Raw genomic sequence first — 15,255 nt, forward strand, 5'->3', positions numbered from 1 at the left:
TAAGGCTTCCTTTTTTGTTTCTTTTGATTGGTGCTCACCTAGGTTTTGATTAGTTGGTCGTTCAACTTTCTTAACCAAAGTGGGCACTCTTTTTATCCATAACTACCTTTTAAAACAGCTTCTCAGGCGCTACAGCTTTTTTCCAACCGCCTCCTTCAAAGCATGGTGCACCAGCGAGAGCTCGACAAACATCTTTTGAGGCGGGCGTTCTCCTCCTCAAGCTCCTTTACCTCCAGCCCTGAGTAGCGCTGGCGCCACTTGTATAATGCCGAGGAGGTAATACCCAGCTACCAGCATAGCTCCTGGGCGTTGCGGCCGTTCTCGTGCTTCTTGGGGGCTTTGATGATCTGTGAAGGTTGTCATCTACACTCCATTTAAATAAGGTTTTTTCAACTTTACAGCGGCTAAATTTTCGGGGAAGCTTACAAGGAGGATAGCATCATTGGCGCCCATATCGCACCCGGAGATATGGCCGTGATAGACAAGTCGCGCGAGGCCAAGCGCGGCGATATTGTGTTGGCCTATGTCAACGAAGCGTTCACCATCAAGCGACAGGAGCTTATCTCAAGGCTGAGAATCCATGTCATATGCACATACATATTACAGAGGCCGACGCAGGGCGTGTGTGGGGTGTGGTAGTGGGGACGGTGCGAACCTTCGGCTCATGACCTCGCTATTCGCCAGTGTAGACTGCAACAGCTTCTATGCCTCCTGTGAGCGCACTGTCATGGGTTTCCGGAAGCCCATGATAGTGCGCTCCAACAACGATGGCTGCATTATCGCCAGGAGCAATGAGGCGAAGGCGCTGGGCCTGCAGATGAGCCAGCCGGTGCTCCGGGGTGAAGGAGCTTGTGGAGCGGCACCGGGTGCAGGTCTTCTCCTTCAACTATGAACTCTTCGGTGACATGTTACCGTTGCACGACCAGCTTCACCGTCTGCACCTTCTCCTTTGTGGAGAGTTTGGCCAGGTAGAGGCCTTCTTCCAGACCTTCTGCCCTTACCTCGTGCTCGTACCGCCTGTCCCTCTCGGCCGTGCCGGCAGTCAGCTGCCTGACGAGCGCCCCCTTCAGGTCGTAAAGCTCCAACTTATACCCCTCCCCTTCCTCAAGGGAAAAGGCGATGGTTGTCCTATCGGAGAAGGTAGTGGGATAGGCCTGCAGTTCCTGCGGTGCTGCGGCAGCGTTTAGGGAGAAGAGGCTGGCAAGGCCTCTGATGCCAGACCGGTGGATGATGACATTGCCCTTGTCGATGGCCTGGCAGGCCGGGGCGTTGTCGTCGAGACTGCCGGCCGCACAGCCGATCTGGTTATCATACACCGTCTCCCCCTCACTGCCGTCTTCCTTGATGACCCATACCCTGAGGCGCAGCATATCCGGATCGTTTCCTTCCCCTAGGTCCCCATCTGTAGCAGCCACCAGATACCCGAACCTGCGCTTGTCTGTGCGGACACTAAATCCTTCCTGATGGAAGAGGGTACCCTGCCCTCTGTAGAAGGCCCTGTTTCCGGAGACGACAAGTGAGCCATCTTCCAAGCTGTTGCTGCGGAAGGCATAAGGGCCGCTTTCGATCAGGAAGAACCCTGGCCCCTGCACATCATCAGACGCACTGTTTCTATACCTTGCCAAAAAACTCCAGTATAACTTTCTGCCGTTTTGCATCAAATCATAGTCTGTGCTGACGGGCGTGTGGGACCAGCCACTGCCGGTTATATACCCAGCTTTGGGGTCATAGACGTGGACATAAAGCACGGTAGTCTGAAAGCTACAGCCCTCCTCTGCAGAGTAGGTGACGCTTACCTTATAGGCATTGGGCGCATCTGGCCAGTCGACGGAAATGGACGGTGTTCCCTGGCCTGTGAAGCCAGCGTATGCCGCGCCATCAGGGTCGGTGATGCTCCAGGAAAAGGAGGTGGCGCCAGGAGCAGCGGGAAGGGAATAAACAGAGCCCGTGGCACTCACATCTGCCGTGGAACTGCCTGTGATGGGTATCTCGGTCACAGCCGGGCACTGGTGGTATTTAATGGTCAGGAAATCATAGCCTGTTTCAGGGCCACCGATACTATAGCCCGTAATGATCAGGTTGTCGTCCAGGTCCAGGGCCAAATCCACAGCTACATTTTCGCTGCTGCCCATGCTGTTGTAGTGCTCAGCCCAGACCTGCTCCCCGGTAGCGGCGGCATAGCGGACAGTAGCGTAATTAGTACCGCTGAAGTCGCTGTTAGAGCTATAACCGGTGACATAGACACCGCCCTGGTTGTCCACGGCGATAGCCCTGGCTTGGTCATCGCTGCCACCGTCGTAGCGGCTGGCCCAGATCTCTTCGCCGGTGGCGGCGGCGTAGCGGACGGTGGCATAGTCCTTATTAGTGAAGCCACTGTTAGAGCTTTCACCGGTGACGTAGACGCCGCCTGTGTTGTCGACCGCTATGGCTATAGCCAGACTATAGCTGACGCCCTCGTAACGGCTGGCCCAAGTCTGCTCCCCGGTAGCAGCATCGTAGCGGACAGTAGCATAACCAAGAATAAAATCTGCACCATAGCTCGCACCGGTGACGTAGACACCGCCTTGGTTGTCCACGGCAATGGCGGCGTTAAAGGTAGCAGCGCTGTAGCGGCTGACCCAAGTCTGTTCGCCAGTAGCGGCATCGTAACGGACAGTAGCGTAGTCAGTACCGGTGAAGCCACTGTTATAGCTATAACCGGTGACATAGACACCGCCTTGGTTATCCACTGCGATGGCCGTGGCCTCACCAAGGGAGTCCTCGGGGCCATCATAACGCTGAACCCAGACCTGCTCACCTGTGGCAGCATCGTAGCGGACGGTGGCGTAGTCCTTGGTAGTATAATCGCTGTTATAGCTGGAACCAGTGATGTAGACGCCGCCTTGGTTGTCCACGGCGATAGACACGGCCACGTCAGAACCGCCGCCGTCATAATGTTTGGCCCAGACCTGTTCTCCGGTAGCGGCGTCGTAGCGGACGGTGGCGTAGTTGGGGGAGCCAGTTTCGCCATGGCTGTAGCCGGTGACGTAGACGCCGCCTTGGTTATCCACAGCGATGGCGGCGGCTATCGAGTTATGCTTATACTGCACAACCCAAAGCTGCTCACCAGAGGGCGCATATTTGATCGTAGTTATGCTAGAAAAACCTCCAGAACTGGTGCCCGTCACGTAACTGTTACCATCCTCGTCCGTGGCTACTGCTATCGCTCTATCAGCTGTGCTTACTATTTCATCAAAGCGGCTGGCCCAGGCCTGTTCTCCGGTAGCGGCATCATAACGGATGGTGGCGAAGTCGGAGGAGCCGGTTTCTCCGACGCTGTAACCAGTGACGTAGACGCCGCCCTGGTTGTCGACGGCGATGGCCCTTGAGATGTCAAATCTGCCTTCGTCGTAGCGGCTGGCCCAGACCTGCTCCCCGGTGGCGGCGGCGTAGCGGACGGTAGCATAGTCGGTATTAGGGTCACTATTGTAGCTGTAGCCGGTAACGTAGACACCGCCCTGGTTGTCCACGGCGATAGCCCTGGCTTGGTTATCGCTGCCACCGTCATAGCGGCTGGCCCAGATCTCTTCGCCGGTGGCGGCGGCGTAGCAGACGGTGGCGTAGTCGGTCTTAGTAAAGTCACTGTTATGGCTGGAACCGGTAATGTAAACGCCGCCTGCATTGTCGACGGCGATGGCCACAACTTCGTCAGAAAAGCCACCGTCGTAGCGGCTGGCCCAGGCCTCTTCGCCGGTGGCGGCGTCGTAGCGGACGGTGGCGAAGTCAGGGGAGCCAGTTTCGCCATAGCTGAGCCCAGTAACGAAGACGCCGCCCTGGTTGTCGACGGCGATGGCCCTTGAGGTGTCAAATCTGCCTTTGTCGTAGCGGCTGGCCCAGACCTGCTCCCCGGTAGCGGCGTCGTAGCGGACGGTGACATAGCCAGTACCAGTGAAGTCACTGTTATAGCTGGAACCGGTGAGGTAGACGCTTCCAGCGTTGTCAACGGCAATGGCGGCGGCACTAGAGATATGGGCGCTGTAGCGGCTGACCCAATCCTGTTCGCCGGTGGCGGCATTGTAGCGGACGGTGGCGTAGTCGAAGGAGCCGGTTTCTCCGACGCTGGAACCAGTGACGTAGACGCCGCCCTGGTTATCAACGGCGATGGCCATAGCTTGGTCATAGCTGTCGCCCTCGTGGCGGCTGGCCCAAGCCTGTTCGCCAGTGACGGCATCGTAGCGGACGGTGACATAGGCATCACTGGTGAAGTCACTGCTATAACTGTTTCCGGTAACGAAGACGCCTCCTTGGTTATCGACGGCGATGGCCGTGGCAATGGAGTTACCAACGAACTGCGCCACCCAGAGCTGCTTACCGGAAGGAGAGTATTTGACAGTGGTCATCTTGGGAAAGACTCCTGAACTGGTGCCCGTCACATAGCTGTTACCCTCTTCATCTACAGCCACGGCTACAGCACCGTCACCTGTGTTGCCCGTTCCGTTATAGCGTTTGGCCCACTCCAGCTTTGGCTGCTGGGCCAATGCTGTCAGACAAATAAGGTACAGCAGGACCTGTAGCCCTGCAAAGCGCATTCTTGTTTTCATAGTAAGTGCGGTTAAAAGTGTGAGTGACCCATCTAAGGCTGAAGGCTCCTGCCAGAGCGGCAGGCTAGAGAAGTACCTTAGGGTGATGTTAGGGAATGTAATGTGCTTTTGGAAAGAGCGCTCAATAGATAATACGATTTGTATTAAATAATGCGTATTTTAATTTGTATTATATATAGTGTATTTGGCTCACGACAGTAGTAATATGGTAAAGGAATAAAAGTTCTGGTCGAACAGCAGAAAGAGGTTTATTTGGAGGAAGGCATTTTAAAGAACTGAGCAGCAGGTAGTAGTGGAAAAATAGTGCTTCTCCAATTTAGTTTATAGAACTAAAATGACCACCTTGATATTCTCCTCTGTTTAGCTGATTTCTCGGCCACGCACAAAACAGCTTTGATGCCGTTGTTGGAGTTGCTCTTTTTTATAGGTTACAGTAAGTGCAATAGTGCTAGGGTATATCATCCTGTAAACGCACTTGCTTGTGGGAATACTCCCTCTATCGATAAGCATGCTGGTGACCATTTATGAGGAAATAACAGTGCCACCAAAGCTCATTTTAAGGTAACATACACGTGTTTATCCTATACTTAGGAGCACAGTAGAAATAATCCAAAGTTTAAACTTGTAGCAAACATATAAATTTCACTATCTTGTTATATCTTGTAAGATTTTTCATTTTAATACCTATACCTGATTACCACCTTTACCTATCCGCTTACCCATGTCTGAAAACCACAAACGCCAATTAGAGCAACAACTCTGGAACATTGCCAACACCTTGCGCGGCAAGATGGACGCTGATGAGTTCCAGGACTATATACTGGGCTTTATCTTTTACAAGTACCTCTCGGAGAAGATGGAGCTGTACGCCAACAAGATACTGGCCGAAGACAACATTAAGTACACCGACATAAACGAAACTACCGCAGAAGGGCAGGAGTACCTGGAAGCCATCAAAGAAGAGGCGCTTTCCAGTTTGGGTTACTTCCTGAAGCCTAACGAGCTGTTTAAGGAGCTGGCACGCAAAGGCAACTCCAATAGCAAAGAAGAAGGCGCAAGCAACTTTATACTGGACGAGCTGACGCTCGTGCTCAAGCACATTGAGCAAAGCACGATGGGTACCGAGAGCGAAGACGACTTTAACAAGCTGTTCGAAGACCTGGACCTGACCTCTACCAAACTGGGCCGCACCGAGGCTGCCAAAAACGATCTGATAGCCAAAGTGCTGGGCCACCTCGATAAGATAGACTTTAAACTGGAAGACACCGAAGCCGACGTGCTGGGCGATGCCTACGAGTACCTGATCGGGCAGTTTGCGAGTGGCGCAGGCAAAAAAGCCGGTGAGTTTTATACCCCACAAGAGGTTTCTAAAGTGCTGGCCAAGCTGGTAACCACCGGCAAAACCAAGCTGAAATCGGTGTACGACCCTACCTGCGGTTCGGGCTCTTTATTGCTGCGTGTAGCCAAGGAAGTAGACGAAGTGTCTAACTTTTACGGGCAGGAGCTTAACCGCACCACCTATAACCTGGCCCGCATGAACATGATCCTGCACGATGTGCACTTCCAGAAGTTCGACATACGGCAGGAAGACACGCTGGAGCACCCGCAGCACCTGGAGCAGCGCTTCGAGGCGATTGTGGCTAACCCGCCCTTCTCGGCTAACTGGAGTGCCAGCCTGCTGCATATGTCCGATGACCGCTTTAGCCAGTACGGCAAGCTGGCCCCGAGCTCTAAAGCCGACTTTGCCTTTGTGCAGCACATGGTGCATCACCTCGCCGATAACGGAACCATGGCGGTGGTGCTGCCGCATGGCGTGCTGTTCAGGGGTGCAGCCGAAGGGCACATACGCAAGTACCTGATCGAGGACCGCAACTACCTGGATGCCGTAATCGGTTTGCCGGCCAACATCTTCTATGGCACCAGTATACCTACCTGCATTCTGGTATTTAAGAAATGCCGTGAGCAGAATGAAAACATCCTGTTTATAGATGCCAGCCAGCATTACGAGAAGGCCAAAACGCAATGCTTCCTGCGCGATACCGACATTGAAAAGATAATTACCACCTACCGCGAGCGCACCTCTGAGGATAAGTATAGCTATGTGGCCAGCCTGCAGGAGATAGCCGAAAACGACTACAACCTGAACATTCCGCGCTACGTGGACACCTTTGAGGAGGAAGAAGCCATAGACCTGAACGAAGTAGCTGCCACACTCGCCCAATTGGAAGACGAGATGCAAAGCACCGACCAAACTATAGCTGCGTTTTGCGACGAGCTAGGTATAGCTAAACCTTTTTAACCCATGGAAGCAGCAGTAGAAATAACAGCAGCCGTGAAGAACGTACCTGCGTTGAGATTTCCTGAGTTTGAGGAGGAGTGGAAGTCTAAGGAATTGGAAACAATAGTTGACAAAACTATTTCCTATGGTATAGTTCAAGCAGGTGAGCATGTTGAGAATGGCATGCCATATATTAAAAGTCAAGATTTAAATACACCTTTAGGACTTTCAGAACTACAACGAACATCAGACGAGATTGCTAAGAAGTATAGACGTTCTGAAGTAGAACCAGGAGATATTGTCTTTTCTTTACGGGGCAATATTGGTGGTACTCAAATTGTTCCTGAATCAATTGAAGTTGCCAATCTCACACAAGGTACAGCAAGAATATCTGTATCTACCCAGTATTCAAATCATTTTGTAAGATTTGCTCTTCAGAATGCTAACACATTGAACCGTATATTGTCTGTATCTAAAGGCAGTACGTTCCAAGAGGTTTCTCTAGGAGTTCTAAGGAAGATAACTGTAAAAACACCAGACCTACCCGAACAGCAAAAAATAGCTTCTTTCCTTTCAGCCGCAGACGATAAAATCCAGCAGCTAAGCAAGAAGAAGACCTTGTTGGAGAAGTATAAAAAAGGGGTGATGCAGCGGTTGTTTAAATCGTCTGAATTAGGATTAGGCGGATTAAAAGATGAAAGGATTTCCGGAGGCGAGGACGGTGCGGACCCCATCCTAAAATCCGTTCATCCTAAAAATCCTAATTCGGACAGATTACGCTTCAAAGACGACAACGGCAACGACTTTCCGGAGTGGGAGGTGAAAAAGTTGGGGGAGGTTTTTGAAAGAGTAAAAACTAAGAATGCAGAAAACAATAAGAATGTTCTGACTATATCAGCCCAACAGGGATTGATAAATCAAGAGGACTTTTTCAATAAGTCTGTATCAGCTGATAATGTTACGGGATATTATCTCCTACATAAAGGAGACTTTGCATATAATAAGAGCTACTCAAAAGGTTATCCAATGGGTGCCATCAAAAGGCTCACAAAGTATGAAAAAGGGGTAGTGTCAACGCTGTATATCTGTTTCAAATTAAAAGACGGTAGTTTTGAAGAGTACTTTGAGCAGTACTTTGAAAGTGGAGGACTTAACAGAGAACTTCATAAAATAGCACAAGAGGGAGCAAGAAACCATGGGTTGCTAAACATGAGCGTTGTAGAGTTCTTTGCTGATGTTAGGTTGCCACGCCCTTCTCTTGAAGAGCAAATTAAAATCGCCAACTTCCTTACTTCCATTGACAACAAGATAACCTATACGTCCACCCAACTGGAACAGGCGCAGCAATTCAAGAAAGGCTTGTTGCAGCAACTATTTGTCTGAATTGGGATTTTTAGGATGAAGGGATTATAGGATTTTAATGTGCATGGGAAATCCTATCATCCTTTCATCTGTCTAATCTTAATTCAGACAATTTAAATCTGTCTAATCCTGCCAATTAATGATATGCAACATCAAGAATTAACACACAAGATTATTGGCTGTGCGATGAAAGTACATAGCACATTGGGTAATGGGTTTCAGGAGGTGATATACCAGCGGGCGTTGGCAATTGAGATGGAGAAACAGGGTTTGTCGTTTCAAAGGGAGCAGGAGATGAAGATCCATTATGCAGGGGTTGAGATAGGAACGCGTCGTGTAGATTTTTTTGTGGAAGGCGAGATCATGGTGGAACTGAAGGCGCTGATAAAACTGGAGGATGTGCACCTGGCACAAGCCATGAACTACTGCCAGGCTTATAACTTACCTATTGGCTTACTTATAAACTTCGGGTCAAAAAGCCTGGAGTATAAAAGAGTGTATAACGTGAACTATAAAAATGTCTGAATTAGGATTTTTATGATTAAAGGATTTTAGGATTATTTCTTAATTATGAATCCTTTAATCTCATAATCCGCCTAATCCTAATTCTGACAATATTAAGCCAGAGAATCTAAATCATCAATGGGAACGCAACCAGAACAGGTACTCGAAGACAACTTAATAAAGCAGCTGCAGGGGCTGGGTTATACTTATGTAAGTATAAAAGACGAGCAGGCGCTACTTGCCAATCTGAAAACCCAGCTCGAAAAGCACAACCAGGTAACGCTCACGCAGAAGGAGTTCGAGCGCGTGCTTAACCACCTCAACAAAGGCAACGTGTTCGACCGCGCCAAGGTGCTCCGCGACAAAATGCAACTTACTAAAGACGATGGCACGAGCGTATACCTGGAGTTTTTGCAGCAGGAACATTGGTGCCAGAACCAGTTTCAGGTAACGCAGCAGGTAACTATAGAGGGCACCTACAAAAACCGCTACGACGTAACGCTGCTCGTAAACGGTTTGCCGCTGGTGCAGATAGAGCTAAAACGCAGAGGCCTGGAGCTGAAAGAAGCCTTTAACCAGGTAAACCGCTACCACCGGCATTCGTTCAGTGCCTCCAATGGCCTGTTCCAGTATGTGCAGCTGTTCGTGATCAGCAACGGCGTGAACACCAAGTACTACGCCAACAACAAAAAGCAGGGCTTTAAGCAGACCTTTTACTGGGCCGACGAAAATAACAAGCTCATCACACAGCTGGAGGCTTTCAGTCGTGCGTTTCTGGAGCCCTGCCACATGGCGAAAATGGTAACCAAGTACATTGTGCTCAACGAAACGCACAAGGTCCCGATGGTGCTGCGCCCGTACCAGTACTATGCCACCGAGGCCATCATAGACAGGGTAAAGAACACCGATAAGAACGGTTACATCTGGCACACCACCGGCTCGGGCAAAACGCTAACCTCTTTTAAGGCTAGCCAGCTTTTAATGCAGCTACCCAAGGTGCACAAAGTTGTGTTTGTAGTAGACCGCAAAGACCTCGATTACCAGACCACCAAGGAGTTTAAAAGCTTCTCGGCAAGCAGCATAGACGGCACCGACGATACCCGCGCCCTTGTCAGTCAGTTGGCCGGAAACACCAAGCTTATCGTTACCACCATTCAGAAACTGAACAACGCCATCGGCAGCCCCCGTTTCTCCCCCAAGCTGGAGAAGTTAAGGGAAGAGCGTGTGGTGTTTATCTTTGATGAGTGCCACCGCAGCCAGTTTGGCGAGACGCACAGCCGCATCAAAAGCTTCTTTGCCAAAGCGCAAATGTTCGGCTTTACAGGCACGCCCATTTTTGCCGAGAACGTGATTAAAAACGACCTGGGCAAGCGCACCACCCGCGACCTGTTCGAGGATTGCCTGCACAAATACCTGATTACCGATGCCATCAAAGACGAGAACGTGCTTAAGTTTTCGGTGGAGTATGTGGGCCGGTACCGGGAAAAGGAGGGAAGCAACACCGAGATTGACATAGAGGTAGAAGACATCGACACCAAAGAGCTGCTGGAAGCCCCGCAACGCCTCGAAAAGATCGTGGACTACATTATTGAGCACCACCCACGCAAAACCCACGGCAAAGAGCTTACCGGCATGTTCTGTGTGAGTAGTGTAGAGGTGCTGATACGCTATTACGAACTGTTTCAGCAGCGAAAAGCCGAGGGCAGGCACAAGCTAAAAGTGGCTACCATCTTCAGCTATACTACCAACGAAGATAGGGTGCCACCGGCGATTATATGCTGGAAGAAGAGGAGGTAGCCATTGCCGCTGAACCACGGGTTGCCTATACCGCCAACAGCCATACCCGCGAGAAACTGGACGCTTTTATCGTGGATTACAACACGCTGTTCGGCACCAAATTCTCCACCAAAGACAGCCAGGCATTTTACAACTACTACAACGACATCTCGAAGCGGGTAAAAAGTCGGGAAATAGACATACTACTGGTCGTGAACATGTACCTGACCGGCTTTGATTCACCGCCCCTGAGCACGCTCTACGTCGATAAGAACCTGAAGTACCACGGCCTGATACAGGCTTACAGCCGCACCAACCGCCTCTACACCGAGCAGAAATCGCAGGGCAACATTGTGGTGTTCCGCAACCTAAAACAAGCCACCGACGATGCCATTGCCCTGTTCTCAAACAAGGACGCCAAGGATATTATCCTGATGGAGCCTTATGAGGATTACGTGGCTAAATTCAACATTGCCTTTGCTGAGTTGCTTAAAATTGCCCCAACCGTAAGCAGCGTGGACAGCCTGCCTAGCGAGGTAGAAGAACTGGAGTTTGTGAAAGCCTTCCGGGAGCTGATGCGCCTGAAAAACGTGCTCGCCACCTTCGCCGACTTCAGCTTCGACAACCTGGCCATGTCCGAGCAAAGTTTCGAAGACTATAAGAGCAAATACCTGGACCTCTACGACAAAGTAAGGACAGATGCAGGCACCGCAGAGAAGGAATCGATTTTGGATGATGTGGACTTTGAGCTGGAGCTGATCCACCGCGACGAGATAAACGTGGCCTATATCCTGAAACTGCTTGCCAAGCTTAACAACGCCAGCCCGGAGGAAAAGGAAAGGCAGAAGCAGGCTATCCTGGACACGCTCACAGGCGAGGCCACGCTCCGCAGCAAACGCGAACTCATTCGCAGGTTTATCGAAGAGAATCTGCCCCACATAGAAGACGCAGATGATGTTCCAGAGGCCTTTGAAAACTTCTGGGCCAGAGAACAGATGGCCGCCTTCGAGAAGATAAGCAAAGAAGAACAGCTGGACCCCGTGAAGCTACAAGCCGTGCTGGGCAACTACCTGTTTACGGAACGCAAGCCCCTGCGCGACGAGGTACTGGATATGCTGCCGGCCAAGCCCAAGCTATTAGAACGCAGACCCATCGCGGAGCGAATCACAGCCAGGATGATGGGTTTTGTAGAGACGTTTATTAGTGGGATGGGGGCGGGGTTGTAAGGTACCCACAGTAAGCACTATGTGCTAGCAGGCTCTTGTATTTGTCCGTAACATGTCCGAACTAAATAAAAAAGGCCCTCAGCATATTGCTGAGGGCCTTTTCGGTGGTCGCGAAGGGAGTCGAACCCCTAACCTTCTGATTCGTAGTCAGATGCTCTATCCAGTTGAGCTACGTGACCGTTTATTCTGTTTTGATGATGCAAAGTAAGGGCCTTTTTCCTTTATACGCAAGCCATGAGGCAATATTTACTTAAATTTTTTCGGCAGATTTCCGCAGCGCGCGCTTCAGTGCCCTGTCGAAAAGATAGTAAAGACCGCCTATCGAAATGATAATCAGGGCGATCATCAGAAACTGTCCGCCTTTGCCAGTATCCGGATTTTGCAGCACCGCCACCACATCGCGGGCCTGCGTGCCGATCCAGAAAAAGAACATGGTGCGCGGAAGCATGCCCAGTATACTGGCGATAAAGAATTTCCGGCGGTTGATCTGCAGCAGCGAGAGCACAAAGTTCATGAGGGCGAAGGGCAGTACCGGAGAGATGCGCGTCAGGATGATCAGGCTCCAGCTTTCGTGGCGCAGTTCCTGCATCAGGTTGCGGGCGTTCTCGAAGCGGTTCAGGAAGCTCATCATCTTGCCGTGGTCAATCAGGCGGGCCAGGGTATAGCCTACCAGCGCGGCGATGCCATACGAAAGCACAATGCCCAGAAAGCCGATCCAGCCCAGGTAAAAGCCGCTGACCAGCGCCACAAAGGTGGTGGGAGTAAGGGCCAGTGCCATGGTAAGGGAGATGACTGCAAAGTAAAGCAGCATCTGCCCCCACGAAAGGCCCGTGAGCAAGTCCTGGTGACTGTAAAGCACCACCGCTAGCGTGGAACTCACCACTATGGGCACCACCACCAGCAACAGCATCGATACAAACGTGGAAGCATTTTCGCGTATGAGCGTACGCAGCATTGGGAATTTCTTCATGCAAAAATCTATCGTGTGCTTTGTACGGTTACCCTTATGGGAATGTACAAAGAGGATTTAAATTTACCCACCCCTGCCCCTTCGAGGAGGGAAATTGCTACTGGTGTAATTTGCATCCCTACTGGATGGGCAGGGGTAAGTATAAATGTAGGCGCTAAAGCCCAACTTGCAATAGTAGACGCAATACAAAGGGCAAAAGATTTAAGCGACTTTGAAAACGAAAGCCACTGTACAGGCTGGGTATAGCGCAGTTCTTGCTTATGCCCTAATTTTTTTAACTTGCCGGTATACAGTACGGTAAATACAGAAACTATGAAGCATATGAAATTCGGGACAAAAGCAATACACGCCGGCGTAGAGCCAGACCCAACCACTGGCGCTATCATGACGCCAATTTACCAGACATCCACTTACGTACAGCGTTCCCCCGGCGACCACAAGGGGTATGAATACTCGCGCACGCACAACCCCACCCGCACGCAGCTGCAGAATGCACTGGCAGCCCTCGAGAACGGCCAGCACGGCTTGTGCTTCTCGTCGGGGATGGCGGCGATCGATGCGATCATCAAATTGCTGAAGCCCGGCGATGAGGTAATTTCCACCAACGACCTGTACGGGGGCAGCTACCGCATCTTCACGAAGGTGTTCCAGAACTACGGCATCAGGTTCCACTTCACCGACATGGGCGACCTGGACAAAGTGGCCGCGCTGGTGAACGAGAACACGCGGATGATCTGGGTAGAGACACCTACGAACCCGCTGCTCAACATCATCGACATCGAAGGCTGCGCCGTCATTGCCAAAAAGCACCACCTGCTGCTGGTAGCCGACAATACCTTTGCCACACCCTACCTGCAAACCCCGCTCGACCTGGGCGCTGACATTGTGATGCACTCGCTGACCAAGTACATGGGTGGCCACTCCGACGTGGTGATGGGTGCCGTGATTGTGAACAGCGAGGATTTGCGTGAACGCCTGGCTTTTATCCAAAACGCCTGCGGTGCCACGCCGGGGCCACAGGACTGCTTTCTGGTGCTGCGTGGCCTGAAAACGCTGCACCTGCGCATGGAGCGCCATTGCCAGAACGGTCGCGAGGTGGCCGAGTTCCTCAAGGGCCACCCGAAAGTGGAGAAGGTATACTGGCCTGGCTTTGAAGATCATAAGAACCACGCTGTGGCCAAAGCGCAGATGCGCGACTTTGGCGGCATGGTGTCGTTTGTGCTGAAAGGCGACAAGGTAGAGGACGCGGTAAGCGTGCTGGAGAAGTTTCAGTACTTTACCCTGGCTGAGTCGTTGGGTGGGGTAGAGTCGTTGTGCGGCCACCCGGCCAGCATGACGCACGCCAGCATTCCGCGCGAAGAGCGTATGAAAACCGGTCTGAGCGATTCACTTATCCGGTTGAGCGTGGGGGTAGAGGACATCGAAGACCTGCTGGCCGACCTGGAGCAGGCGATTGGCTAACTAGATGCTAGATTTTAGGCATTAGATATTAGATATCTTGTAGCGATAAGGGAAATGCTTGCTAAAGTAGCAGGCGCTTCTTTTTGTCAGGGCAGGTCTTAAACAGAAGACAGGTATAAGATTGTAGGGAGTAGGGTAGGATGCCTGTTGGCGATGAACAGCTTTATAAACACCCCTCCTGGCTTCTCTGACAGGGCCGTTAAGTTCTACCTGATTCTGGCGCGAATCTCCAGATTCGTGTCTTAAAGTGAATGTTGAGTCTCCGACTCAACTGGCCCAGAGGGCCAGAAAATAGTAGGACACGAGCGAGGACGCTCGCGCCATGACTTAATATAATGTAAGCATCAAACGGCCCTACTCCTGGCTTCTCTGAGGAGTAGGGCCGTTTGATGCTTACATAGCTTTCGCCCGCGTCTGGCACGTGTAAGGAATCACATCGGGCCCCTGGCCCAGTAGGAGTTTGGCAGGGGCAGGTAAATCCTTATACCTGCTACAACCGGCCCTTCTACATCGTAACTTGAGTTAAGAAATCTTTCCCTAACAACCAGGCCAGCTACCGCACATATAGCAACATGGAAAAGCACCCCATTTACTTTAAGGAGCAACAGCGCTTTCGGCAGCCCTGGCTGTGGGTGGTATTGCTGAGCGTAGCAGGGATGTTGTGGGCAGGCTTCATCTCGCAGGTGCTGTTGGGGCAGGCGTTCGGTGATAAGCCCGTCGCCGATGTACAACTGACCATAATTTTCGCGCTGGTGGGTATAGGCCTGCCCTGGTTCTTTTACAGGATGTCGCTGACGACGGTGGTGGTGCCGGGCGAGGTGCGGGTCCGCTTTTGGCCTTTCCACCGGAAGCCGGTGCGGGTGCCGCTGCATACCGTTCGGGAGTATGAGCCCGTCACCTATAACCCGATCGGGGAGTATGGCGGCTGGGGAATTCGGTGGGGGCTGCACAGCAAAGCCTACAATGTGTCGGGGAACAAAGGCGTGAAGCTGCATTTCTACAACAAGAAGCCCCTGCTGATCGGCTCGCGCCGAGCCCAGGACCTTGCAGAGGCAATACGACTGGCTAAAGAGGCGAAAGGATAAGAGAGCCTAGGAG

General features: G+C 51.5%; 11 protein-coding genes and 1 tRNA gene. 9 read left to right on the top strand and 3 right to left on the bottom strand.

Going from position 1 to position 15,255, the window contains the following annotated elements; all coding sequences use genetic code 11:
- Positions 1–438: 438 nt before the first annotated feature.
- Both ACXYMU_RS17005 and ACXYMU_RS17010 read left to right on the top strand, forming a co-directional pair.
- Entirely contained in the window at positions 439–639 is a 201-nt protein-coding gene (locus tag ACXYMU_RS17005) for a LexA family protein (RefSeq protein ID WP_458987728.1), read from the top strand.
- Positions 640–664: 25 nt separating this feature from the next.
- Positions 665–892 carry a Y-family DNA polymerase gene (locus tag ACXYMU_RS17010; RefSeq protein ID WP_458987622.1) on the top strand — a complete coding sequence of 76 codons (228 nt, stop codon included), beginning with the start codon at positions 665–667 and terminating at the stop codon, positions 890–892.
- 16 nt (positions 893–908) lie between these two features.
- Here the strand turns inward: ACXYMU_RS17010 and ACXYMU_RS17015 are convergent, their stop codons facing one another.
- On the bottom strand, positions 909–4,580 hold the full coding sequence (locus ACXYMU_RS17015; protein WP_458987623.1) for an SBBP repeat-containing protein: 3,672 nt from the start codon (positions 4,578–4,580) through the stop codon (positions 909–911).
- A gap of 721 nt (positions 4,581–5,301) precedes the next feature.
- Between ACXYMU_RS17015 and ACXYMU_RS17020 the strand changes: the two genes are divergently transcribed.
- The 5 genes from ACXYMU_RS17020 (at position 5,302) to ACXYMU_RS17040 (ending at position 11,726) form a co-directional block, all read left to right on the top strand.
- Positions 5,302–6,879, top strand: coding sequence for a type I restriction-modification system subunit M (locus ACXYMU_RS17020; RefSeq protein WP_458987624.1), 1,578 nt, complete (start codon positions 5,302–5,304; stop codon positions 6,877–6,879).
- Between the two features lie 3 nt (positions 6,880–6,882).
- Entirely contained in the window at positions 6,883–8,241 is a 1,359-nt protein-coding gene (locus ACXYMU_RS17025; protein WP_458987625.1) for a restriction endonuclease subunit S, read from the top strand.
- Between the two features lie 123 nt (positions 8,242–8,364).
- On the top strand, positions 8,365–8,745 hold the full coding sequence (locus ACXYMU_RS17030) for a GxxExxY protein (protein WP_458987626.1): 381 nt from the start codon (positions 8,365–8,367) through the stop codon (positions 8,743–8,745).
- Between the two features lie 117 nt (positions 8,746–8,862).
- Complete coding sequence (locus tag ACXYMU_RS17035; RefSeq protein WP_458987627.1) at positions 8,863–10,521, top strand: type I restriction endonuclease subunit R; 1,659 nt, start codon at positions 8,863–8,865, stop codon at positions 10,519–10,521.
- The gene (locus ACXYMU_RS17040; protein WP_458987628.1) at positions 10,500–11,726 is read left to right on the top strand and encodes a type I restriction endonuclease subunit R, EcoR124 family; all 1,227 of its coding nucleotides are present in this window, start codon (positions 10,500–10,502) and stop codon (positions 11,724–11,726) included. Before ACXYMU_RS17035 ends, ACXYMU_RS17040 begins: the two co-directional genes overlap by 22 nt.
- A 105-nt stretch (positions 11,727–11,831) precedes the next feature.
- On the opposite strand, the gene ACXYMU_RS17045 is transcribed toward ACXYMU_RS17040, so the two are convergent.
- Positions 11,832–11,905 (bottom strand) — tRNA-Arg (locus ACXYMU_RS17045).
- A 71-nt stretch (positions 11,906–11,976) separates the two neighbouring features.
- Positions 11,977–12,696 carry a TVP38/TMEM64 family protein gene (locus tag ACXYMU_RS17050; RefSeq protein WP_458987629.1) on the bottom strand — a complete coding sequence of 240 codons (720 nt, stop codon included), beginning with the start codon at positions 12,694–12,696 and terminating at the stop codon, positions 11,977–11,979.
- A 312-nt stretch (positions 12,697–13,008) separates the two neighbouring features.
- Here ACXYMU_RS17050 and ACXYMU_RS17055 point away from each other — a divergent pair, with 312 nt between their 5' ends.
- Positions 13,009–14,157 carry a cystathionine gamma-synthase gene (locus ACXYMU_RS17055; protein ID WP_458987630.1) on the top strand — a complete coding sequence of 383 codons (1,149 nt, stop codon included), beginning with the start codon at positions 13,009–13,011 and terminating at the stop codon, positions 14,155–14,157.
- A gap of 572 nt (positions 14,158–14,729) precedes the next feature.
- Positions 14,730–15,242 carry a hypothetical protein gene (locus tag ACXYMU_RS17060; RefSeq protein ID WP_458987631.1) on the top strand — a complete coding sequence of 171 codons (513 nt, stop codon included), beginning with the start codon at positions 14,730–14,732 and terminating at the stop codon, positions 15,240–15,242.
- Positions 15,243–15,255 lie beyond the last annotated feature (13 nt).

Source organism: Pontibacter sp. CAU 1760, assembly GCF_054482735.1.

Coding starts and splice junctions, on each gene's coding strand:
- ACXYMU_RS17055 (WP_458987630.1), top strand. CDS start 13,009: ATGAAGCATATGAAATTCGGGACAAAAGCAATACACGCCGGCGTAGAG.
- ACXYMU_RS17025 (WP_458987625.1), top strand. CDS start 6,883: ATGGAAGCAGCAGTAGAAATAACAGCAGCCGTGAAGAACGTACCTGCG.
- ACXYMU_RS17020 (WP_458987624.1), top strand. CDS start 5,302: ATGTCTGAAAACCACAAACGCCAATTAGAGCAACAACTCTGGAACATT.
- ACXYMU_RS17060 (WP_458987631.1), top strand. CDS start 14,730: ATGGAAAAGCACCCCATTTACTTTAAGGAGCAACAGCGCTTTCGGCAG.
- ACXYMU_RS17010 (WP_458987622.1), top strand. CDS start 665: ATGACCTCGCTATTCGCCAGTGTAGACTGCAACAGCTTCTATGCCTCC.
- ACXYMU_RS17050 (WP_458987629.1), bottom strand. CDS start 12,696: ATGAAGAAATTCCCAATGCTGCGTACGCTCATACGCGAAAATGCTTCC.
- ACXYMU_RS17035 (WP_458987627.1), top strand. CDS start 8,863: ATGGGAACGCAACCAGAACAGGTACTCGAAGACAACTTAATAAAGCAG.
- ACXYMU_RS17030 (WP_458987626.1), top strand. CDS start 8,365: ATGCAACATCAAGAATTAACACACAAGATTATTGGCTGTGCGATGAAA.
- ACXYMU_RS17040 (WP_458987628.1), top strand. CDS start 10,500: ATGCTGGAAGAAGAGGAGGTAGCCATTGCCGCTGAACCACGGGTTGCC.
- ACXYMU_RS17015 (WP_458987623.1), bottom strand. CDS start 4,580: ATGAAAACAAGAATGCGCTTTGCAGGGCTACAGGTCCTGCTGTACCTT.